Annotated in this window: 15 protein-coding genes; 10 read left to right on the forward strand and 5 right to left on the reverse strand. The window is 70.1% G+C overall.

The window, feature by feature from the left end; all coding sequences use genetic code 11:
• Positions 1-61: 61 nt before the first annotated feature.
• The 3 genes from ACIQ6Y_RS37810 (at position 62) to ACIQ6Y_RS37820 (ending at position 5762) form a co-directional block, all read left to right on the forward strand.
• Positions 62-2431 carry a Helicase associated domain protein gene (locus tag ACIQ6Y_RS37810; protein WP_404046955.1) on the forward strand — a complete coding sequence of 790 codons (2370 nt, stop codon included), beginning with the start codon at positions 62-64 and terminating at the stop codon, positions 2429-2431.
• 82 nt (positions 2432-2513) lie between these two features.
• Complete coding sequence (locus ACIQ6Y_RS37815; protein ID WP_404046958.1) at positions 2514-3137, forward strand: hypothetical protein; 624 nt, start codon at positions 2514-2516, stop codon at positions 3135-3137.
• A gap of 156 nt (positions 3138-3293) precedes the next feature.
• Positions 3294-5762: a Helicase associated domain protein gene (locus ACIQ6Y_RS37820; RefSeq protein ID WP_404046961.1), complete on the forward strand. Its 2469-nt coding sequence runs from the start codon at positions 3294-3296 to the stop codon at positions 5760-5762.
• Between the two features lie 114 nt (positions 5763-5876).
• Here ACIQ6Y_RS37820 and ACIQ6Y_RS37825 read toward each other — a convergent pair whose 3' ends face one another.
• The gene (locus ACIQ6Y_RS37825) at positions 5877-7562 is read right to left on the reverse strand and encodes a hypothetical protein (RefSeq protein ID WP_404046964.1); all 1686 of its coding nucleotides are present in this window, start codon (positions 7560-7562) and stop codon (positions 5877-5879) included.
• Between the two features lie 807 nt (positions 7563-8369).
• Between ACIQ6Y_RS37825 and ACIQ6Y_RS37830 the strand changes: the two genes are divergently transcribed.
• The gene (locus ACIQ6Y_RS37830; protein WP_274506972.1) at positions 8370-8507 is read left to right on the forward strand and encodes a hypothetical protein; all 138 of its coding nucleotides are present in this window, start codon (positions 8370-8372) and stop codon (positions 8505-8507) included.
• Positions 8508-9004: 497 nt separating this feature from the next.
• Here ACIQ6Y_RS37830 and ACIQ6Y_RS37835 read toward each other — a convergent pair whose 3' ends face one another.
• Positions 9005-9880, reverse strand: a complete 876-nt coding sequence (locus tag ACIQ6Y_RS37835; RefSeq protein ID WP_404046968.1) for a DUF3800 domain-containing protein — start codon at positions 9878-9880, stop codon at positions 9005-9007.
• 268 nt (positions 9881-10148) lie between these two features.
• Here ACIQ6Y_RS37835 and ACIQ6Y_RS37840 point away from each other — a divergent pair, with 268 nt between their 5' ends.
• From ACIQ6Y_RS37840 to ACIQ6Y_RS37860, 5 genes are all read left to right on the forward strand, one after another.
• Positions 10149-11522: a helix-turn-helix domain-containing protein gene (locus ACIQ6Y_RS37840; protein ID WP_404046969.1), complete on the forward strand. Its 1374-nt coding sequence runs from the start codon at positions 10149-10151 to the stop codon at positions 11520-11522.
• Between the two features lie 231 nt (positions 11523-11753).
• Complete coding sequence (locus ACIQ6Y_RS37845) at positions 11754-15224, forward strand: hypothetical protein (RefSeq protein ID WP_404046972.1); 3471 nt, start codon at positions 11754-11756, stop codon at positions 15222-15224.
• Between the two features lie 520 nt (positions 15225-15744).
• Positions 15745-15924: a hypothetical protein gene (locus ACIQ6Y_RS37850; RefSeq protein ID WP_404046975.1), complete on the forward strand. Its 180-nt coding sequence runs from the start codon at positions 15745-15747 to the stop codon at positions 15922-15924.
• A gap of 6 nt (positions 15925-15930) precedes the next feature.
• Positions 15931-16608 (forward strand): helix-turn-helix domain-containing protein, encoded by a 678-nt coding sequence (locus ACIQ6Y_RS37855; protein ID WP_404046978.1) that lies wholly within the window; start codon positions 15931-15933, stop codon positions 16606-16608.
• A 347-nt stretch (positions 16609-16955) separates the two neighbouring features.
• A complete protein-coding gene (locus ACIQ6Y_RS37860; protein ID WP_404046981.1) occupies positions 16956-17750 on the forward strand; it encodes a DUF5677 domain-containing protein in 795 nt (264 codons plus the stop codon).
• Positions 17751-18025: 275 nt separating this feature from the next.
• Here ACIQ6Y_RS37860 and ACIQ6Y_RS37865 read toward each other — a convergent pair whose 3' ends face one another.
• The 3 genes from ACIQ6Y_RS37865 to ACIQ6Y_RS37875 form a co-directional block, all read right to left on the reverse strand.
• Entirely contained in the window at positions 18026-19105 is a 1080-nt protein-coding gene (locus tag ACIQ6Y_RS37865) for a helix-turn-helix domain-containing protein (RefSeq protein ID WP_404046984.1), read from the reverse strand.
• A gap of 12 nt (positions 19106-19117) precedes the next feature.
• Complete coding sequence (locus ACIQ6Y_RS37870; RefSeq protein WP_404046987.1) at positions 19118-19405, reverse strand: hypothetical protein; 288 nt, start codon at positions 19403-19405, stop codon at positions 19118-19120.
• A 607-nt stretch (positions 19406-20012) separates the two neighbouring features.
• A complete protein-coding gene (locus ACIQ6Y_RS37875; protein WP_404046989.1) occupies positions 20013-21185 on the reverse strand; it encodes a hypothetical protein in 1173 nt (390 codons plus the stop codon).
• Between the two features lie 509 nt (positions 21186-21694).
• On the opposite strand from ACIQ6Y_RS37875, the gene ACIQ6Y_RS37880 reads away from it, so the two are divergent.
• Entirely contained in the window at positions 21695-22372 is a 678-nt protein-coding gene (locus ACIQ6Y_RS37880; RefSeq protein ID WP_404046991.1) for a hypothetical protein, read from the forward strand.
• The last annotated feature ends 415 nt before the right edge of the window (positions 22373-22787 follow it).

Here is a 22787-nt window from a genome sequence, read left to right on the forward strand (position 1 = left end):
CAGCACACCCATCTCACCCTGTGAACCAAGTGCACGCGCACGCCATCACCGGGGGAGGACCATGGCCACGACGACGCGCCTCCGCCCGGCCGCGACCGCTCCCACGGCCAGCCCCCGCCTGAAGACCCGCCTGCGCGGAGGCCAGCAAATCGCCGTCGACACCTCCGCCAGCAGCTTCATCGAGGGCTACCGCCGGGTCAGCGTCTACATGGCCACCGGCACCGGAAAGACCCTGGTGGCCCTGCACGTCGTCCAGGAAACCGCACCAGAAGGCGCTTCCTTGGTGGCAGTCCCCTCCCTGCGACTCCTTGAGCAGACCGCCGCGAAATGGCATAGCGAAGGACGGCCCGGCCGCTACCTCGGTGTCTGTTCCTCAGGCCAACCGGCGGACCCGTACCTGGCCGGCATCCTCACCATGGTCGACACCGCCGACGACCTGGCCCAGCAGGCCGCCGACGCCCAGGGACCGCTCAACGTGTTCTGCACCTACGACTCCCTGGACAAGGTCGTCGAAGCCCACCGCGACTTCCACCTGCCCCGCTGGGACGTCGTGGTCGCCGACGAAGCCCACCGCACCGCCGGTGACTACGACAAACCCTGGGCCCGCATCCACCACGACGACAAGCTGCCCGCCCGCCACCGCCTCTACATGACCGCGACGCCCCGCGTCTTCGACGAGAAGAAAGCCCGCGCCAAAAGCATCAGCCCCAACACCGTCATCGCCTCCATGGACGACGTGAGCATCTACGGGCCCGTCGTCTACCGCATCTCCCTGAGAGAAGCGATCGACGAGGGACTCCTCGCCGACTACCGCATCGCCGGCGTCATCATCAGAGACGAAGACCTGCGCGGCCTGCTGAACCGACTCCCCGCGAACACCTGGAGCGGCGAAGCACTGCGTGCCGCAGCCGCCCAAGTCGCCCTGCTGGTCGCCCAGCACCGCTACGACCTGCGCCGCACCCTGACCTTCCACCCCTGCATCGACGCGGCGGAAGTCTGCGCCGAAACACTCCACCAGACCGCAGCCCTCATGCCCCCGGCCTACCGCACCCCCCTGCAGGTCGGCACCGTCAGCTCCCGGCAGAGCCCCTTCGAACGCCACAAGAACTACACGGCCTTCGCCGACACCCCTCTCAACACCCCCACCTCACAGCAGCCGCCGCGCCGGGCCGTCCTCACCAACTGCCGCTGCTGCTCCGAAGGCGTCGACATCCCCGCCATCGACTCCCTGCTCTTCGCCCACCCCAAGACCAGCACCATCGACATCATCCAGTCCATCGGACGCGCCCTGCGCCAGACCCCCGGCGACGGCAAGATCTCCACCATCGTCATCCCCATCTACATGGCCCCCGGCGAAACCCTCGCAGAAGCCGTCAAGAAGACCGCCTTCCACCTGATCTACCGGGTCCTCATCGACCTCGACGTCTACGACGAGCACACCTTCCACCTCGTCGACCACTTCCGGTACCCGGCCGACCCCGCCGGACCCCAGATCGCCCCGCCCCCGGAGCGCGCCGACGAGATCATCCCTGTCCTCGATCTGAACGACGTCATGGCCCCCAACCGCGTATGGGAGGCCGCCTTCGAAGTCGCCGCCAACTTCCACACCCAACACGGCCACCTCGACGTCCCCAGCCTCCACATCCACGGCCGTTTCCACCTCGGCTGGTGGACCGGAGTACAGCGCTCCATGCGCAAGAACGGCCTGCTCCTGCCCGAACGCATCGCAGCACTGGACACGCTCGACATGATCTGGGAACACCCCCCGCACAGCATCGAGCGCAAACTCCTCATCGCCCGCGACTACGTCACCCGCCACGGACACCTCGCACCCCGGTGGGCCGAACACCACCAAGGCATGCACCTGGGCCGCTGGCTCGCCGACCGCCGAAAGGAGGTCACCACCCGCCGCCTGCCCTACTGCTACCAACGGGCCCTGAACGAGATCTACCCCTGGTGGAACGCCAAAGGCAAAGCCGAATGGAAACGCACCTACGCCCGCGCCCACACGGCCGCGCGCGACAACACCCTGATCTTCCCCAGCCCGCACCAACTCACCGCTGCCGCCTCTCCACTCACCCAATGGCTGGCCCAGCAGATCGACAGCCTCGACAAGCTCGAGCCCTACCAGCACCACCTCCTGGGCGACCTCCCCATCGAGCACCCCCTGGCTCTCCTGCTGCGCCGACCCCGCGGCGCCTCCCAGTGGGCCTTCGCCCGAGGACTCCGGGCCGCCTACACCTACCGCCGCCGCCACCATCACCTGGACGTTCCCCACAACTACACCTGCCAGGACGGCCCCGCCTTCGCCCTGGGAAGGTGGATCGCCGAGAAACGACGCGCTCCGCAAACCCTCTCCCGAGAACAACTGGACGCCCTGGAAGCCCTCGACATGCGCTGGACCGCACGCCACCGGCACAGCACACCCTGAACCGCCGCGCGCGCCAGCAGACCGCGGGCGCACGCTCCCGGCTCCATCCCCGCACAAACAGCCGTACCGGATCCTCCCAGCGGTGTCTGCCGCATCCGTCTGGCACCCCGGAATCCGAGGCCCGGCTGGCAACCACCAGACGCACCGCAGCCCGCAAGCAGGAAAACCGAACGTCCTCGATCAGGAGCACTCCGGCATCATGACGACACCGCCCCCCCCCTCACCCGGCCGGCCGCCCGCCTTCAACATGAGCCTCACGCATGTCACGCTTCCCACCTCACAGGTACAGGTCAACCGCCTCACCGAACTCATCAACGAAATCACTCTGGGCACCGACGTGATCGTGATCGTGGTGAGCCCCGCCACCCACCTGGCCGAGACCGACTTCGATCGAAGCCGCTTTATCTGGCCGACCTGGCAGGGAGAGACCATCCCCGAGGCCCACCAGAAGTGGAAGGCAGTCTTCGCCGCCCAGGACCGCACCTTCAGGGGCATCTACTACGAGGGCCCCACCCTTGAAGAGACGCAGACCTTCCGCGTCCCAGCCACCGTTCTGTCCGACGCGATGTGGAAGATGACCCAGAACGAGCCGCCCTGCGCGGTCCTGTGCACCGGCCTCACCGGAGACCCGTCCGCAGCCGAAATCACGACCGCCCTAGAAGAAGGAAGGCTTCAAGCAGTCCTGATAGAAGCCCTGTTCGCCTAGCCTCCAGACCAGCCCCACGTCATCCCCTAACGTTGCACGACACGGCCCACTCCCAACCCGCCCGGCTCCATGTCCCGCAACACCACTCAGCGAAGGACACCCGACACGATGGATCCCGCCGGCCACCGCTCCATCGCGCACTGAGGATCTTGTTTCATGCCCTCCGAGGAGCCCATCGCCGAGATCGCCGCCGTCACCGCCTCCCGCACCCGCCCCGCCCGGCTCCCACTGCGCCCCGACCAGCAGCGGGCCGTCGACAGCGCGGCACGTCACCTGGCACGCGCACACACCCGCGGACACATGGTGTCGGCCTGCGGCACAGGGAAAACGCTCACCGCGCTGCGGACCGCCGAAGCCCTTTACGCCCGGCACCTGCTGATTGCCGTGCCGAGCCTGGACCTCATCTCGCAGTGGGCCCGCACAGCCCGCAACGACGGACGTCCGGAACCGATGATGGCGGTGTCCTCCCTGGCCGCCGCCAAGCACCCGGTCCTGGCCGGAGCAGCGGTCCACAGCACCAACAACCCGGAGTTCCTGGCCACCTGGCTGGCCCGCCACGAGCAGGCCACCGTCTTCGTGACGCTCGACTCCCTTGCGAAGATCGAACAGACCCAGCACACCCGCGCTCCCGCCCCGACCTTCGACCTCATGATCGTGGACGAGGCACACCGCACCGCAGGCAGCTGGGACAAGAACTGGACCGTCCTGCACGACCACACCCGCATCCGCGCCGACCGCCGCCTCTACCTGACCGCCACCCCCTACGAATGGGATCCGCCACGCCTGACCGAGCCGCCCACCACCCGCCCTCAGCCCAAGCGCACCGCCGCCACCGCCCCCGCATGGGACGCTCCCGCCCTCGTCGCCTCCATGGCAGACACCAAAGCCTTCGGGCCCCGCCTGCACACCTACACCCACGCGGACGCCATCGAGGACGGAGTTCTCGCCGACTACCAGCTGGTCGTCCCCACGATCACCGACTCCCACCTGCGCACCGAACTGACCACCCCCGACACGCACTCCGGCTTCGGCCCGACCGCCCGCCGCACCACCGCGCTGCACCTGGCGGTCCTCAAAGCGATGAGCGAACACGACCTCCACCACGTGATCGTGTACTTCCAGCAGGTCGCCGACGCCACAGACTTCGCCCGCCAGTTCCCCCACACCCTGCGCAGCCTCGCCGAAGACCGACGTCCCGCCTGGGCAAGCGACCTGGTCGTCCAGTCGATCAACGGCGCCCACAACCCCGGCCAGCGCCACGACATCCTTACCGACTTCGCCACCGCCGACCGCGCCGTACTGACCAACTCCCAAGTACTGGGGGAGGGCATCGACCTGCCGGCCGTCGACGCAGTCGTCTTCGCCGACCGCACCGCCAGCGTCCGCCGCATCGTCCAAGCCCTGGGCCGCGCCCTGCGGAAGCCCCCCACCCAGGACACAAAGACCGCCGGCCTCGTCATCCCCGCCTACGTGCCCCACGGCGCCGACCCCACCGACCTCCTCGGCACCCCCTACGAAGCCCTCTGGCTCGTCACCGCCGCCCTGCGCCACCACGACCAGAGCATCGCCGCCCGCGCCCCCCGCACCACCGCCAAGCACCGCCTCGAGCAGGGCACCCGCACACTCCTCGCCCGCCGCTTCCGCTTCGACTTCACCCTCGAACCCGACACCATCGCCCAGGCAATGGACCTGATCGCCTGGCCCGCCGACAACGCCATTCTCTCCGCCCCCCGCCGTGCCGGTCTGGCGGCCGCCGTGCGCTACCGGGCCGAACACGGCCACCTACGGGTTCCGGCCGACTACGAGGACGCCTACGGCTACCGCCTCGGCTCCTTCATCACCGGCCAACGCACCGCCCACCGCGCCGACGCCCTCGATCCGGCGTGGATCGCCGAACTCGAGGCACTCGGCATGATCTGGGACGAACACGAGGCCGCCTGGCAGGGCCACCTAGCGACCGTCGAGGCTTACCAGGCCGAACACGGCCATCTCGCCATCCCCGCGCAGGCCCCCGGCGGCCAGTTCCTCGCCGACCAGCGCTCCCTGGACCGCAAAGGCCGCCTCACCCCCGCCCGCGCAGCCCAGCTGGACGCCCTCGATGCCGACTGGCGCCTGCCGCACGGCGCCGACTGGCACCGCAAGTACCACGCCCTGCGCCGCCACATCGAAGCCGGCCACCACCCGGCCACCCTCACCCGCGACACCGTGATCGGCGAGGTGAAGGCAGGCAGCTGGCTCCACCGCCAACTCGCCACCTGGGAGCGGCTTGAGCCCGGCCAGCGCGACCTGCTCACCCAACTCGGCCTCACCCCCGACCGCGTCACCCTCGACCGGAAGGGCGCCCCGGGAAGACCGGACGCACCGCGGCGGCGCACGTTCGCGCAGACTGCCGAAATCCTCCAGCTCTTCGTCCAGCGCTGGCAGCGCCCTCCCGGTGCCCGTGAGTGGATCGAGGTCGATGGCGAGCGCGTCATGATCGGCCCGTGGCTCGCCAAGGCCAGTACCAAGCGCAACGCCGGCCAGCTCCCCGCGAGTCAAGCGCAGTTGCTGTCCGGGATTCTGCAGGAGGACTGGACCGCTCCCCCCGGCGTCCGCCCCGCAGAGGGGCCCGAGGGCCAAGACTGAGGCAGGAGTTGCCGGCCCCGGGACCTACCCGACCGGCTTGCGGGCCCGGCGCCCGCCCCGGCTCGCCGCTCTGGGGCGAGCCGGGCGCCGACGAGGCGGAGTCTGCCCTACCGGTCAGCGGGGTTCGCGATATCCGGGCAGTCCCAGCGGCACGGGAGCCGGTTCGGTGCCGGTGAGGCAGCGCTGCAGCACCATCCGGAACCGCTGTGCGTCGATGGGCCGCACGGTGACCTCAGTGCCGTCACCGCGGCCGGCGTCGAGTGCCGCCAGGGCCTTGGCGCCGCTGTCCGGTTCGGCGGTGGCCTGCGGATGGAAGACGAGCACGGGCCCCAATTCCAGGCGCCGTCCGGCGAGCTGGAGGGCGAACGCCTGGCACGCCAGCCGCACAGGATGGGGTTCGCCGCCGAGCAGAGCGCGCACGGCGGGGGAGTCCTGGCCGTTGAGAGTGATGTGCGCCTGCGGCGGCAGGAGGGGGGAGGCCACACAGTGCCCGTCGAGCAGGAGGCGCGCGATGCGCAGCGCGATCCGCTCCTGCCGGCTGAGCTGGCCGGGGACAGGAAAGTACTGCTCCGTGTGGCGCTGCACCGCCTCCAGGTCCTCAAGGTAGAGCTGCAGCTGGGCCAGGTCGCCGTGTGCCGCGGCGGGCGAGGGGGGTATCTCGCCGCCCTCGACGGTCCCTGCGCGCGTACGGATCTCGAAGGCGCCGCCGGCTTCGATGCGCCGGTGCAGGCGCAGCACCCGCAATGCGGCGGCCGGCTCCAGCCCTTCCAGCGAGAACGTGAACTCCAGGGACGCCGCGGCGCCGGCGTCTTCGGGCGTCAGCAACCGCAGGTGGCCGCCCGCCAGTTCCATGCGGACGGACCGGCCGGTCGGGCCCCGCCCCAGATGCTGCAGGGTGCCGGGGTAGGAGGCGGTGACCTGCTCGCCGTCCACGAACACCAGATCCGCGTCCGTCCCGGCCAGCGGGGCGGCCTCGGCCGGATGCCACCGCACCTCGACATCCTGATGCTCGCGGGCCAGGAACGCGGGCCCGGTGACCGTCATCTTCCCCACCGTCCCGCGCGGCAGCACCACCTTCTCGTCGAGCCCGTAGCCCACAGTGCGCCGCACCGCCTCGGCCTGCTCCGGCACCAGGGGGCCGATCCCGCTCAGGGTGATCACGATGGGGGAGACCTCATGGGCCCGCGGGTGCTTGCCGCGCAACGTGTGCACCACGGTGTCGTCCTGCCGGGCGAAGTCCACCGTCCAGTGCTCGTCCAGTTCGTCGGCCTGCCCGCCCAGGGCTGTCACCCGGGCGCTCACATCGCGTATGCCGTCCATGAGCAGCGCCCGCTCCTGCCCGTAGACCTTCGCCGCCTCGAACAACTGGTCCCGGGTGAACGACGCCTCCACGTCCGCGTGCACCGCCAGCAGGTCATCCAGCTTCGCCCGGTCCCACACCTCCACCTCGACCGCCAGCCCGTCCGCCAGCGACCGCACGAACGCCCGCTCCGCAGCCGTCAGTACGCACGGCACCACCAGCACCCACTCCTGCGGCCCGCCGCGCATGGCCCGCGCGAATGACTCCCTGATCGACTTGCGCCGCCCCTTGTGCGAGGTGGTCGGGAAACCGTCCGGGTAGTACTTCAGCTGGAAGACCCGCACCCGGGAGCCACGGGTGACCTTGATGTCGATCCCGTCGTCCCCGCCACGCCCGTTGACAGCCTCCACGCGCGCGGCCTGCTCGTAGACGCGGTGCACCACCGCTTCGACGATCCGGTCGAACCCCGGCTGCCCGACGCGATCCCACTCAACCGCCACAACTGCCCCCAGCCGCGCACCACATCACACAGGCGATGATTCCACTCGGCACTGACAGCGGCCCCGTACCGCACATCCGCGGCCGTCCCGCCGGAGCGGGAGGCGTGCACGGCAGCGGCCGGATACGCGGCGGCAATAGCGCCGGCCTCGGTCTGGGGGAGGCCAGGGTCGACGCGAGGGAGTTCAAGGAGCGGGTCGACGCGTAATGCGACGACGTCGCGGCCGCCGTCCACGCCTGGATGGTCGAAGGCGGCCGTCTCGCCCCCGACGCAGAGATCACCCGCTTCGAGGTCCGCAGCTAGACACCGACGTGGGAACCCGGGTGCAGTTGGGCCAGGAGTGTCCGCCACAGGGCGAACCACTCCTGGCCCGCGCCGTACCAGCGCCGCCGACCACCCGCCGTATGTCCGGACGTATGAGGGCCGTTGGGACGCCGGAAGGGGGGCGCGCGTTCAGCCGAATGCGCGCTTCCTGTGTGAGGTTCGGCACGTCGACCAGGGGAACCGGTGCGCGGCTCCGGACGTACTGTCGGATTCCGCCCCAGCTAGATGGCCTGCTTGACGCGGGAGTTGCCCTCGGTGCCGCCGGCATACGCCCGGCGTGGCATCCGGTGCCCGGTCTCGTTGTACCGGCTGCGAGTTGACGGCCCCACAGATAGTCCGGTGCTCGGGTATCGTGCGTGGCCATCCGCCACCCCCGAGAACCACGAGTGCTCGTGCCTCGCTAGCGGCTCACGAAGAAGTACGTGGCCCGCACGAGAGGCCAGCGAGATCCGCGGCCTCTCACGGGAAAAGGGGTGATGGCCCGATGGCTGAGCTCAAGGAGCTGGAGTCGGAGGGACACTGCCGCTGTTGCAGCAAGCGGAGCCGGCCGAAGCAGGCCGTCCGCTGGACGGTGCGAGTGATCTACGTGGTCTACAAGATCGTGGATTGCTGGCCCTTCTAACGCGGAAAGCCCCGACCTAACGGTCGGGGCCCGCGCTGCACACGGTGTACGGAGGGAAGGCCTCACCCCGAGCTTGGCCGGCGACCGGGTGGGGCTTTCCTTATGGCCGAATGCGGTTACCGCCCCGTAAGGCAAGTGAAACCGGGTGTTTTGTGACGCCCGTCACAGCCGGAGGCGGCGATGACCCCATACTGCCTTGAGTTGCCGCACCTGTGCGACACGTAACCATATGTTGATCTGGGCACTTGAGGCACGGAATTCCGATAACGGCCCAGCTTGCGGGCAGTTTTCTCTACCCTCTCACCTTGCTCAGTGACGGACATCACACGCTGGAGGGTGGGGAGGGACACACGTGAGCGATGCGGTATGGGGTGATTTGCCGGAGGTTCGTCGTGTGAAATTTCGCGGAACCTCAGCGTCCAGCCATGGGCGGAGGTACTTTACCCGCCCCCTCTGACAACGGGACCTTCACTGGAACCCTGGCATGTCCGAAGACCCTAGTGGGAGGCACTGACAGTGCTGTCCGGTCCGGCGACCGGCAGGCCGTCGTGGCGCTGGAAAGGGCGCCCAGGCTGGGAGAAGGGCGAGTCCGTCGGGCCGATTGGGGAGCCGCGACCCTGCTTGTAGTACTCGCTCTCCCCGAACAGCCAGAAGTAGAGGTCGACGAGATCTCGCGGGAAGAGCGCGAGGCCAGCTCCTCCGATGCGCCCGTACGTGTTCCGCCGGGCTAGCGGCTTGAGCAGCTCTATGAGTTCCAGGCCGTGGGGCAGGCCGGCGACGGCGGCCGTGGTCGCGGCACACACGAGGTCGGCGAGCTGCAGGTGCGGAACGTGATCGGACGGGGCAGTCACGATGGGCATCACCACGCAGTCCGGCTTCACGTAGGTGGTGCCGACCGTCGTGAGATCCAGCGCTTCCGCCAGCCACTTCGTGTGGTCCTTGCTGCCGCCGCCGGGCACGTCGGCGATGACCACCCCACGTTCCTCAGCGGTCTTCAACTCCATCTCAATGCGCTCGTACAGATAGCTCAGGATCGCGTTGGCCGCGAACTCCTTGTCCCAGTCCACACGGCCCCGGTCCCAGATCACCACAGCTGTACGGACGCCGCACTGCCCCGCGATCTCCAGCATCCGGCGGCGCATGCCCTTCACCACATCGCCGCCCGCGCCGGCCAGCCAGCTCCCCCTGGACGGCTTCCACTTGAACTCCTCACCGCTGGGCATCCCGATCTCAGACCGGAGGTGGTCGATCGCGCGGCTGTACACGGCCACCTGATTCTCCGGGAAAATGACCGCGCCCACCGAGACGAGCTCGCCGAGGTGCTTCCGGCGAGGGCTTCGCTGCCCGCTGTCATCAATGAAGATCAGTCGCACTCGTTCTCTCCCGTCCCTGATCCAACTACGCCAGCATGCAACGCCACCCTCGGGGTGTGCATCCGGCGCAGGAGCGTACGAGGGAGCCTCTCCTGGGGTTCCAGGGGCAGCGGAACGGTCGTGCGACCCAGGGGACCGCCGCGGGCCGTACGACCGTGGAGCGGGCTGTCGTTGGTTCGTTGTCGCCGAGCTCGCTGCCGATGCCCGATCGTCGGCCGACCAGCGTCCCTTACCGTTACAGCGGCAGGACAGCAGGGAGGGCGTTTCAATGGCGCTGGACTTCGACAGCCGCAAAGCTCCACGCAATCACGGCGACCTCAAACGGCTCGTCCGGGCAGTGCGCCAAGCCAGCAAGGCGGACGAGGCGCTCTGGCTGGAGTGGAAGTCCGAACTGGATCTTGACCCCGCCGACAGGGGCGACAAAAGCGGCAGAGCTCACGTCGCTCGAGCGATCATCGGATTCGCGAATCGGCATCCTGAGGAAGCACGTCGCTTCGCCGAAGGGCATGGCTACCTCCTGGTCGGCGTTGACCATGAGCGAATGCCCGGTGTCAAACAGCACGATGTCACTGAACTCGTCCGATGGATCACCCCATACGTCGGCGACAAGATCGGCTGGATGCCCACCTACGTTGAGGCTGAGGGAGAGAACGGGGCCGTCTCCATCCTGGTCATCACGGTGGATCCCCCTCAGTGGGGTGACCCGATCCACTGCATGCGGAAACAAGCGCCCAGTCCCCACAAGAGCATTGCTGAAGCTGCCGTTTTCGTTCGAGCCCGCGAAGGAGAAACCCGGCCTGCCAAGGCCCGTGACATTGACGCGCTCAGTGAACGGCTGATGCACCGCCCTCCCTCGATGAACCTTGCCCTGGAGGTGCTGAGCGGCGCCATCCGCCCACTTTCCTGCACAGAAGACGAGATCAAACTGTGGCTACGGGAGGAGGAACGGGCAGCGCTGGCCTCTCTGGAGAGCCGTCTGGCGCGAGAAGCTCAACCCTCAACACCCCAATCAGCCCTCTCCCGATCCCTCAGCCATGCACTCATGCAGACCTCGGAAGAGCGCACGCCAGAGCAGTACCGCCAGCAGGTACAGCACTATCTGAAGAAATGCCGCCAGAAGCTTCCTGAAGCCCTCGAAGAGGCAGCGGCGGCACGAATCACCCCAGTTGCCCTACGTCTGGTCAACCATGAGAGCACCAATCTGGAAGGCGTCCAGGTTGAGCTCTACATCCCTGGAGCAGTGCAAGCTCTGGAGACCGAGTCTGACTGGACTGCCGACAACGAACGATTCCCGAGGGCTCTGCCTGCTCGCCCCTCCTACGGGCCGCGCAGTCGCCTGACCTTCGGCGCTGGATTCTCCGTTCCCAGCGGAGATCTCATTCCCCGAACGGGTGATGTCTCCGTCAACATCGACAACAGCGGCTCCGCGCGCCTTCAGTTTCCACCAGTGCACCTACGACCTCATCGGCATGCCGCCCTGGAATCCTTTGTCGTCGTCAGTTCCCCTGACGAAACGGGCTCAGTCATCGCGGAGTGGTCCGTTACATGCACCAACCGCGACGGGATCGAATCCGGAACCGTGACGCTTCCTCGGGCCAAGGCGCAGCCCTTCTACGAACTGTTCGCCGACGGCAGGACCTGAAGGATCGTTGAGGAGTACATGGCCCATTCCGCCGGAAGACTGGGGCGAGCCCAGCGTGACAAAGGCAGACGGCCGGTCTCGCCTTCGGCGTACGTCCACACCACCCGCTGGGTAGCCCCGCGTCTGAAAAGCGCTCGGCCGGGCACATACGGACGGCGGTGTGCCGAGCACGACGAGTTCGCAGCGGGCCAAAAGCATGTGCGTTGCTCGGCGCCGACTACGGTGACCGCCATGGACGCTGCGACGCCGCCCGCTGATGATGCCGACCTCGTGCTGGAGCCGGTCGATGAGGCACTGGCGGCCTCTCTTTCCGACCAGGGCGAAGACGGTATGCGGGCGTTGGGCCTGCTGCGCGACGCCTACCGCATGCTTGCCGACGACCGTTACGAGCGGCAGGGGGAGATCGCCGACACCTGCGTACGCGGTGCGGTTGACGCCCTCCTGAACCTGCCCGGCGCGACCACCGTGTCCAGGCCCGCAGGGCTGAAGAGCGCGGCCCAGAACCTGCTGGACGCGGTGGACGCCTACCGGCCTGATGACGAGGACGAACGGGTCACCGATTCTGCCGGACGACGCCCCCGCAGGAGGGACCCGCAGGAGGCGCTGCGCCAGATCCGGCAGACGGCCGACGCACTGCGCCCCGAGTTGAGGCGGCCCGGTGGATACCATCGCCGCCGGGCCCGCAACATCGCCGAGCGACTCATGGGCCAGCAGCTCGGTTCTGCGCAGGACCACGCCCTGGATGCCTGGGGCAAGATCTACAGTGACACCTCCGGCGTGCTGCACGGCAGCGCTGAACAACAAGCCGCCGCCCACTATCGGCAGGTGCTGCGCCTGGCCCGCGAAGTGTTCGTCCCGCTGCCCGGCCGCGCCCAGGAGGTGGTGGCCCTCGCTGAACTCCAGCACCCCGACCTCGCAGATGCGGCCGTACTGGCCGACTGGGCGGACCCGCGCGCCCTGCGCTACTTCTTCCTCTCCCGCCCGGCAGCCGCCTGGCTGGAGCTGTTGGACGACGTCCTGCTGCTACCCGACACCCGCAGCACCACCGGCCACTGGCCTGCCGCCCCGTACCTCGACCACGTCGCCCAGACTGACTCTGCCCGGGCCGCTGTGTGGCTGGCCGATCATGCAGAGGCGATCACCGCGGCCGGGCCGGATGGCACGGCCGCGCTGCTTCGCCTGGCCGGACAGCCCGGTATCGGCCTGAACCGCCAGGTTCGCACGATCCTCGAGGGCCTCGCCGATCCTCAGCGGGAAGTCCGGGCGACGGACACCTGGCTGCTGCGGCTGGCCGCCGACTGGGCCCAGGACATCCCCCTCACTCACCGCGACCAGGACTGGATCTTCGCGGTGGAGGCGCTGCTGCGCACTGCAGTGCGCGCTGAACACGCCGTCGACCAGGAGAGCGACGTCACTGCCGCAGACGAGGCCCCGCCTACCGGGGGACAGTCGCCCGAGGAGCGCGCAGCACGGTTCGCTGCGCGCCTGCCCGAGTGGGAGACGGCCCGCCTGCTCGCCGCCCTCGTAGCCACCGCCGACCATACGGAAGGTGGCGGCACCCGCCCTGCGGCGCCCACGGTCCGCACGGTCCTCGCCGCGCTGCTGCGCGATGACCTCCGCCTAACCGATCCCCGCCTCCGCCACACGGCCGTCTTCCACCGGGATCTGGCTGAGGTGTCCCTGGAACACCCGGAGGCATTTGTGGGGCCGCTGCTGGCCCGCGCGGTCTTGGACCTGGCCGGCGCCGACGCTGGCGCCGGCGTCCCGCTCACCGAGCGCACCAAAGCCCTGGCACAGCAGGTCGCCAAGGCGGACGAGCGAATGCGTGACCGGATGCTTGCCGCCCACCTCGACGAGCACCACCCCGACGCCGCGGCGGGGGAGGAGGACACCTGGTGGGAACAGGCACGCGCCCTGCTGCCCGCACTCCTGGCCCACGAGCCCACCGCCGAGGGCGCCCGCCTGGCCGATCACCTGCTCCGCCACAACCTCACCACCGGCGACGACACCCTCCAAATCACGGCCGCCCTCGGCACTCCGCCCGGCCCCGCCGAACTGGCCTCCTACGACCCCACCGGGCCCGTCCGGCCCCCCAGAGCCTGGCGGCGGGTATGGCACTGGTCCCCGGTACTGCCCGAGGCGGCGACCACCCCCTGGCAGCCGGCCTTGGCCCTGCTGCGGCAGGCCCGACCCTCCGGCCCCGACAACCCGCGCACCGCCGCCCCGCTCTTCGAGATCACCGATCCGCAGCCGACCACGGTCACAGCCGAGCAGGCCGCACGTCGCGCTGCCGAGCACGGCCCACCCGCCGCAGCCGCAGCCCTGGCCGCCGCAGACGACGCGGGCAACTCCCGCTACCTGATGGTCCTGCGCACCCTGATCGACGGCGATCCCACCGCCTGGACTACCGCCCCGGCCGAGATCCTCCAGGCGCTCGCACTGCCCGAGTTGCAGGCCTACTACCTGGCCGTCGCCGCAGACCACGCCTACACCCCCGGTGCCTTCCCCCACCGCGCCCTGACCGACGCCGTCGCCGCTGCTCTCGCCTGGCCCCCCACCCCCACGACGATGCCCACCCCCGCAGCGGACGACGAGGACGACGAGGCCCCGGCAGCCGACCTCGCCCAGCAGGCCGCCTTCCGCCTGCTGACCGCCGCGTGGCGCACCGACACCGACCTCGGCGACCACCTGCCCGTAGCCCTGGACCACCTCTACGCCCTGACCGAATCACTGACCACATCCGCCCCCGCGGACCCGCCCGCCACAGACACCACAGGCCCCGATCCCGCCGCCCACGCCCTGCGATGCCTGATGGAACACGCTCACCATCACACCCGCACCACCGGCCACGGACCGCCCGAGAAACTCATCACCCACCTGAGCGCCATCACCGGCGCCACCGGCCACACGCACCGTACTGCCACCGCCCTCGGCCCCCGTCTTCCCCTGCTCCACGACATGGCTCCCGCCTGGGTCCACGCCCACCGCACCACCCTGCTCACCCTCCCCGCCGACACCGCATCACCCGCCGACGCCTGGCTGCGCCGCGGCCCGCTGCACCCGCAGCTCCTCGCCGAACTCGACCGCGACCAACTCCTTCGCCGCCTACGCGACGACACCCCGCCCGAGATCGTCATCCACCTCGCTCACGCCCTGCTGCATAACCCCGCCCAACTGGGCGACCCGCACACGTTCTTCACCCACCTTGCCCACGGCAACAACGCACCGGCCACCGTCTCCCGCCTGCTGCACCGGATCGCCCTCGACACCCAACCGGCCACCACCGAGACGGCCGTCATCTTGTGGCGTGCCGCACTGGACGCCTCCCTTCCCGAAGGCGCCCTCGCTGGCGCCGGAGCCTTCGCCCGCACCGACATCGACGACACCGCCTGGCTGGAACTCACCCTCGCCTCCGCACGCCACACCCCCTCCCTCGACGACCCCGACCACATCGCCGAACGCACCTCCGACCACCCTCACAGCGCCACCGCCGCCCAGATCACCGCCCTTCTCCTCGCCCACCCCAGCCCCGACCCCTGGCGCGACAGCGCCGTCCGCGACCACGCCCGCAGCCAGCTCACCCACGCCGGCCAGCTTCCCCCCGCCCAGCAACCGGCCCCCGCCCTGCAGGAACTGCGCGATGCCCTGATCACCGCAGGCGACCTCGACGCCCACCGCCTCTACCCACCAAGCAGTCACTGACCGGCATCTGCATGCCCTCGCACGCCGTGCTCGGCCCCGGCCGGGTGAGGCATGCCTGCTCGCCCCGGGACAGCCCGGGGTTGGGATGACATCTGCGGAATATGTGGGCCCGGGTGGCGGCAGAGGACGCAGCACGCGCGGCTGCCCGCGCCACCGGCCTTTGGCACCGATCCGGCAAGCGGCCCAGTACCCTCAGAGCGACATCTGGAGCACTGGGATGTTTTTTGCGGAATCGGCTTCAACAGTCCTTTTCCAGTAAGGAACTTGGCCGAATGGCTGCAAGGATGACGGCACATGCCGGATGAACGCGACCCCGCGGTCTGGCGCCGCTTCCCCCACCACGTTGGGCCCCGCTGCCGGAGCCCTGTCGCCTCCAGGAGCCAGTTGTGACGTCCCCCGAGAACAATCCCGTACCTCCTTCCGCGCATGCGGTTCCCGCTGCCGACATGCCCCTGGCTGGCCCGGTCTCCTCGTCCGGGAACGAGGGAAGCAAGCGGCTCAACGGGCCGAGACCGCCATGATGACCGTTGTCTTCGGCACGGCGATTCTCCTGTATCTCACCGGGGCGACGTTCGGAGAGGTCATGCGCATGGTCGCCGCTGTGGGTGGGTTGGCGGCAGTGATTCTGGCCTCGGTGACCAGCCGGATCTCCGTACGCGGCTGGATCCGCAAGCTCGGCAAACTCGCCGGGGAGGAGTGAATGGCCGTGGGACGCACGGAGAACCCGGTCGTCCGGAAGGTGCCCGCCGTCGGCCGGCTCGCCGATTTCCAGCGCACATGGCGCGCGACTGCGGGCCTGACGTACGAGGATCTCGCGCGCGCCACCGGCTGGTCCGCCGCCACCCTGCGCAATGCCGCTTCCGGCCGCCGCCCGCCGCGCCGGGACGTCGTGCGTGACGCCGTCACCCACTGCGGCGGACCCGAGCAGGAGACCATCGACCTGTGGAGGCAGGCTCGTTACCACCAGCGGCTGGCCGACCGCCCCCGCCCCCAGGCTCCCGCCGCGCATCTGGTGCGCACTGTCGTCGACCTGGCCGCGCTCGTCGAGGAGCTGTACGAGAAGAACGGCGCCCCGTCGATGAGCGAGATGGAGCATCGTACGGACGGCCGGCTCGGGCACTCCACGGCGCACCGCCTCGTCACCAAGAGGACGATCCCGGCCGACCGGGACCAGTTCGCCGCCTTCCTCGACGCCGTCGAAGTCCACGAACCCCTGCGCTCCCAGTGCGTACAGGCATGGGACCGGGTGATCACCCTGAATGGCCCCGTACGGATCCAGCGCAAGGTGCCGCACCTGTGGCGACTGCGCCAGGAGTTGGACGCGCTGCGCACGGTTTTCTGGTGGCCGCGCTGGGCGCCCTGCGCTTGGCCGCCGGGCCCCTGACCGACCAGCAGATCTCAGAGCGCTCCGCCCGTATCGGGTTGTGGGCTCCTGGCACCGCCGTCGAGCGCATTATGGCCGGGCGGCAGCCGGGCGACCTCTTCTTCGGTCCTGTGCTCGGTGCGCTCGGCGTGCCGTCGGACGAGCAGATCCTGTGGCGGCAGGCACGGCAGAGGGTGTTGAGCGACGCCAGAGCACGACACGAGGTACATCTGCCCCTCCCCACCGCCTCCAGCCCCGAGGAGATACTGGGATGATCCGCCCGCCAACGAGGAGGGGACGGCTGTGCATTGCTTGAGGCGGCCTCAAACCGTTCGTGCCGACCGCTGCGCAGCCTTACAGTCCACGGTATGCCGACCCTTGCGAACGACCAGGAGTCCGCCGACCGCGCCCGGGCGACAGCCGCCAGCCTCCTCAAGGCCGCCGACGCGGCCATCGCCAACGGCGTGCGGGTGCCTGCGGACAAGGTGCGGGTGTTCGGCCCGGTCTACAGCTGGTGGCGTCTGGTCTGCCGCACCTCCGAGGCTGTCCTGCTGCTCACCGAGCGCGGCTTCACTCTCGAGGCGGCGCCGATGGTCCGCAACATCCTCAACCACGCGTACGCCATCAACTGGCTTGTCGACAACGGAGATGCCGCCGTCGACGCTTTGATCGCCCGCGGCGACGAGGAGCGTGAGGCGCTGTGCAGGAAGTTGGAGGCGACTGGCTGGCCCAATGCGGCCGAGTTCCGTGCCGCGCTCGACCAGGCCGCCGCCCAGCAGCCGGCCCCGCCCGTCCGCACCCCGGCCGAACAGGCTCTGCACGACAAGCTCAAGCACGAGCTGAAGAACTTCTACGACATGCTCGACCGCTACGACGTCGCTGAGATCTACCCCGTCTACTCGCACCTTTCCTCGCTCTCACACACCACCATCTCCACCGCGAGCGCATACGTCGAGCAGATGAGCGACGGCTCCCTACAGATCCGGCAGGAAGCCGCCGACCTCGGTCACGCCGACATCATCCAGCTGGCTCTGGCCCTCCTGCAGACCGCCACCGTGATGAGCCCTCTGATCGACGGCGACCCTCTGCGTGCCAGCATCGACGAGGCCGCCACCGAGCTGGGTCTGGAGAACACCCAACTCCTTCCCGTCCGCGTCAGATAAAAGGTTGGACCGCACTGCTTCCGGCCTGCGAACTCGGTGAGCCGGACGGCCAGCGCGCCCCGGAAACGAGGGAGCGAGCGGAACGGCCCGTCCAGCACCAGGTGGCAGGGGATCGCAGCAGGGTGGGGCAGGTGACTCGAAGACGTGACATCCAGTCGGTGCGGTGGTCCGGGTCGTCCGGTGGCACCTGGAAGCCCCGCTACTGGTACGAGGCCGGCACCTGCTTCAGTGCCGGCCTCGTCGTAGGGCTGTGCGCCGTCGGGCTCGGGGTGGGGCTACGCCGAGGCGGCGTAGCGGGCCCGATGGCCGGGGCCGGAGGGCCGGGGCGCAACAGGGGCGGGCGTGCTCTCGCCGGTGGGCGGGGCGGCGGTGCCCCCGGAGTACTTGCTCTGGAACAGGACGAGTTCGCCGTCGCGGACGACCACGGCGTCGATGCCGGTGTCGGGGGCGGTGCCGTTGCGGCGGGCCCGGCCCCGGGCGGTGAGGAGGTGGGTGAGCCCTGCGGTGAGCACCGTGCGCTGCTCGGCGGGGTCGAGCCCGGCGGAGACGCGGATGATGGGGTCGAGCCCGGCGGAGACGCGGCTGACGGGGTGAACCATTGCGGACTCCCCGTGGTCGACCGCGGAACGGTACGCCTCCCTCAGGTCCAGCTGCTCGGCGAGCGGCATGACGTGCGCGGACAGGCTGGCCTCGTTCCACCAGCCGCGGGCGGCCCGCTGGGCGGCGGACGCGGGCTGCTCGGCCCAGACATTGGTGTGGATGCGCTGCCAGGCTTCCTGCCAGCGGCCCATACGGCGGCGGTGGATGCCGCAGCCGCGCAGGAAGGCCGCGCACTGCTCCCAGGTCGCGGGCCGGGCTTCGCGGCGGGTGATGCGCCACAGGGTGGTCAGCGGCAGCAGCAGGGTCCCGTCGGCCTCGCCGGTGGTGGCGCGTTCCTGCAGGACGCGCAGGGGCGGGGCACCGGCCCGCTCGTAGGCGGCGGCCAGCGCGGCATCGAGGTCGGCGGGGGTGCGGATACTTCGCACGGCCGGGGCGTGCAGGTCGGCAAGGATGCCGCGCTCTTCGGCACGGGCGGCCCGCCACCGCTTCCGCGCCTCCAGCTCGTCCTCCATCGTGGCGCCGCAGGCGCGCACGTACGCGGTGACGACGTCCTCCTGGGGCAGCGTGCGGCCGCCGGCCGCCCGCTTGAGGGTGCTCGCGGAGACGGCGCCGCTCTCGTCCTGGGCGGTGCGCTCGGCGAGCTCGCTGAAGGTGAGCCGGCAGCGGTCCTTCAGCGCCCGCAGGAGCGCGGTGAGATGGGCGTGATGGCGCGAGCTCCGGCGGGTGCCGGAGGGCGCGGTCAAGGGCGAAGTCATCGGCCTGCCCTTCTACTTGCCGGCGTTCTCGGTGGGGGTGGCCGCGCGGACCACGCCCTGCGCGAGCGCGGTGAGCAGGCGCCGTCCGCCGCCGGCGGCGGCGATGGTGCCCGCGCCGATCGCGCCGCACCCCGCGAGCAGAGTGAGGATGTCGTCGACGGGCACGCCCTGCAGGACGAGGCCGGTGCCCAGGATGGGGAAGATGGTGATGCCGGCGACCTGCGCGGGCGTGAGCACCCGCACGGGGGTGCGGGATGGCTCGGACTCGGGCGCGCTCGCGCCGGGGTGGTGCGGGGACATAACGGGGTGTTCCTCCTGACCGGTGGCCCGGCTGCCGGTCCCGCGGACGGGATCCGGCGGCCAGGCGGGATGGGGGTGCTACTGGCCGCAAACCGGTGTCGCGAGACGGCAGTTGACGGCTGCCAGCCCTCCGGTGCCGACGAGCATGGCACGCCCCGCCCCACCCCGCTCACCCGGAGTGCCTGTTAAGACCGTAATGCCGGTTTGCCGGTCCACGGGTGTTCCAGGTACCTACCTAGACTGAGTTCACAACGGCTCGGCGTCGTCACCCGCGGTGGCCAGCACGTTGTCCCCCCGGGCCCGGCGACCGCGGTCCGCTCCTGTTTCAACCTGCCTTGCCCTCTCCGACAGAAGCGGCCGATGCTGCATCACAACCGGTAGTCGCAGCAGTACTGACCGCCGGTTCCCTGACCGCTACTGGCCGCAAACCGACGCGCCCCAGGGACAACTGCCGCAGGTCACGGTGACGCGTGCCCGCGGACGCGAGAGCCGGCCCCCCGACGCGAGGGTCGGCCCTCGCGCATACCCGCGCCACGGCGCGCCGCGGCATCAACGACACGATCTCCCTGCATGGACAGCCCCGGTCCGCCCGTCCACTGCGCCACCGTCACGAATCAGATGCCTCCACAGCACCGGTCCGCCGCGCCCGCGCACGCTCAGTGAAATCGTCCAGCCGCCCGATCCAGGCCCGTCCGAAAGCCTCCACCCCGTCCTGTTCGGCCCCGGGCAGCCGCAGCAACCCGCCCGAACTGTGAGCGTGTTCGGTGAGCACTGACTCCAACCATGCGGCGAGAGCCGCGACTTCGGGGGCGAGACACGTGGACAGGGCGTGGACGACACCACTCGGGTTGATCATGAGCGGAACCATCTGGGCCACGATCAGCGCGAACCCGGACTCCTCCAGCTCTGTGCGCAGCCGGGCGAGGCCATGGGTCTCGGGCATCCCGAAGCCGCGCATCAGGTACAGGCCGCCGACCCCGGCGAGCACCTGGGCAGCGTGGCGCGCGGCAGCCATGTCGTGCACGCCGGCCGCCTCCAGGCGGCCGAGCGGGTCGACGGACCCGGCCTGGATCCAGCCGTCGAACTCGCCGCTCTCCTCGGCCTGCTGCGCATCGGGGGTGATCTCGCTCCAGTCGATGCCGGGCATCAGCACGGCGAGCGCCTCGACGAGCGCCTCGCTGCCGACCTCACCGGCCCCCATCCCGGCAGCCGCGGCCAGGCGCACCGCCCCGCGCCGCAACCGGCGCTCCCTGCTGCGGTCCAGTTCGGCCTCGGGGTCCTCGAGCACCCGCCGCATCTCCTGCGGATCGGGCGGGCCAGCCGGACCGTGTCCCAGTACCCGCCCGGCCTCGGTGTAGAAGGCGTCCTGCGCGGCCTCGCCACCCTCGCCCGCGGCGCGCGCGGCCACCACCAGACGCTGCGCCGAGGACCGGCTCATCGCCCACACCAGGGCCTCGTGCACGGCCGGCCAAGGCGGCTCCGGTACCGCCAACTCGCCCGGCAGCGCCGGGCGTCCGGCCTCGGCATACCAGGCGATCACCGTCCACCGCAGGTCCCGCCCCGGCCGCGCACGCCGCCCCAGCGCCGCCGCAACAGCGACCGTCTCCTCGGCCAACACCGACACGGAGCCACGCCCGCGCCCAAGCCACCGCCGCGCATGCCCGGGCAGCAGCCCCGCCCCACGCCACCGCTCCAGCTGCGCCGCCGACACCCGCACCCCGAGCGCCTCCAGACGCTCGATCAGCTCCGCATCCGCCGCGCTCGGCACCCCTCTGGCCACACCCCAGGTTAGAACCCCGCGAGGCACCCGGAAAAGACCGGTCACGTGCGCGCTGAACTGGGCAGACAACAGGGCTCCGACACAAAGGGCCCGGTACCCCAGCCCGCGAAGGAGCCGTCCACCCATGCCCGCCCGCCCCCGCCGCACCCGTCAGCGCTCCGCCCGCACGGCCACCGCGGCCGCTACCGTGCTCCTGCTCGCCCCGACCGGCCGCACCGCCCTCACCTACGCCGGCGCTGCCCTCCTGCTGCTCCTGGCCCTCACCGCCGCCCTCGCCCTCGGCGCCGCCTACGCCCCCCGCCCGGCTCACCGCACCGCCGCCCGCCACACCCTCCACCTCCTCCTGCGCCTCGCCCCTGGTACCCCGACCGCCCACAGGGAACGGGCGAGGGGCATCGCTGACGAACTGACGGTGAGGGAGGACGCCACCAGCACCGGCCACGCAAGGCATCGTCATCCGTGTACCAGCCGCAGTGCACCCTTGCCATACTGGCGGCCGGGGGTGCGGGATGGCAGAACAGCGGCTGTCACGTCAGGAGCTGATACGGCGCCGCCGCCGGAGCGGTTTCGTGGGCCGGCACAGCGAGGTGAACGCGTTCAGGGAGAACCTCGCCCGGGATCCGGAAAACGACGACTACCAGTTCCTCTTCCACGTCCGGGGCAACGCCGGCGTGGGCAAGACGTCGCTGTTACGGCAGTGGGAGATGGTCGCCAGGGAGCAGGGCGCGGCCACGGTGTATCTCGACGACCTCGTGCACAGCGCCGTGGAGGCGATGGCGCAGATCGCCGACCAGCTCGGCCTTCAGGGCCTGCAACTGCGCGGCTTCGACAAGCTGCTGGCGATCTTGCGCCAGCGCGAGCACGAGGCGCAGTCGGCCCGGGATACCCAGACGACCGTAGAGAGCGCCGGAGCAGAGCCGTCTGCGGCCTCGCTGCCGTCGTCGGTCGCAGCGCAGGTGGGGTTGGTCGGCCTCGGGATGATCCCGGGTGTGGGGGCATTCGCCGGTGCCGTCGATCCGCAGCAGGTCGCCCAGGGTGCGGACCGGCTACGCGCCGCGCTGGGCGCACGGCTACTGCTGCTCCGCATTGCCACGGCACTCGACCACCCACCCGAAGGCGCCGACACCAAACGAACCACCTGGACGCGAAAACTGCTCGCCCCCGTCCTGCGCGCCCTTGATTCCTGAAGATCTCCCCGCACCGGGCTCCTCACAAAGGGTGTACTACCGGGGCGGTCACCTCCGTAACGGGGGAGACCCAAGACTCGAATCTTCCATAGTTCTGAAGATAAGGAAGCAGCCCAACCAACCACGTGCCGGATCGGCTATCTGATGAGGCATCAACAGGAAGCCGACGGACCGCACACGCTGCCCCCTAGCAAGCCAAGGCCGGCCACGGAGTGGACGGCCCATCAACTCACCGTGAGTACAGCCCAGTTGCAGATAAAGACCGTCGGGTCCCGATCGCGGAGCGATTGGGACACCACCCTCTGATCCGCGGAGCGGATCAACCGGGCCCGGCGGGCCCGGACGTCTCCGCGGAGCGGAGACGTGGTACCGACGCGTAGCGTCGGCGCGTCGTTCCTGCGGAGCAGGACGCGCG

Source organism: Streptomyces sp. NPDC096205, from assembly GCF_044763135.1.
Taxonomy (GTDB): domain Bacteria; phylum Actinomycetota; class Actinomycetes; order Streptomycetales; family Streptomycetaceae; genus Streptomyces.

Coding starts and splice junctions, on each gene's coding strand:
- ACIQ6Y_RS37810 (WP_404046955.1), top strand. CDS start 62: ATGGCCACGACGACGCGCCTCCGCCCGGCCGCGACCGCTCCCACGGCC.
- ACIQ6Y_RS37820 (WP_404046961.1), top strand. CDS start 3,294: ATGCCCTCCGAGGAGCCCATCGCCGAGATCGCCGCCGTCACCGCCTCC.
- ACIQ6Y_RS37830 (WP_274506972.1), top strand. CDS start 8,370: ATGGCTGAGCTCAAGGAGCTGGAGTCGGAGGGACACTGCCGCTGTTGC.
- ACIQ6Y_RS37840 (WP_404046969.1), top strand. CDS start 10,149: ATGGCGCTGGACTTCGACAGCCGCAAAGCTCCACGCAATCACGGCGAC.
- ACIQ6Y_RS37845 (WP_404046972.1), top strand. CDS start 11,754: ATGGACGCTGCGACGCCGCCCGCTGATGATGCCGACCTCGTGCTGGAG.
- ACIQ6Y_RS37850 (WP_404046975.1), top strand. CDS start 15,745: ATGACCGTTGTCTTCGGCACGGCGATTCTCCTGTATCTCACCGGGGCG.
- ACIQ6Y_RS37860 (WP_404046981.1), top strand. CDS start 16,956: ATGCCGACCCTTGCGAACGACCAGGAGTCCGCCGACCGCGCCCGGGCG.
- ACIQ6Y_RS37865 (WP_404046984.1), bottom strand. CDS start 19,105: ATGACTTCGCCCTTGACCGCGCCCTCCGGCACCCGCCGGAGCTCGCGC.
- ACIQ6Y_RS37870 (WP_404046987.1), bottom strand. CDS start 19,405: ATGTCCCCGCACCACCCCGGCGCGAGCGCGCCCGAGTCCGAGCCATCC.
- ACIQ6Y_RS37880 (WP_404046991.1), top strand. CDS start 21,695: ATGGCAGAACAGCGGCTGTCACGTCAGGAGCTGATACGGCGCCGCCGC.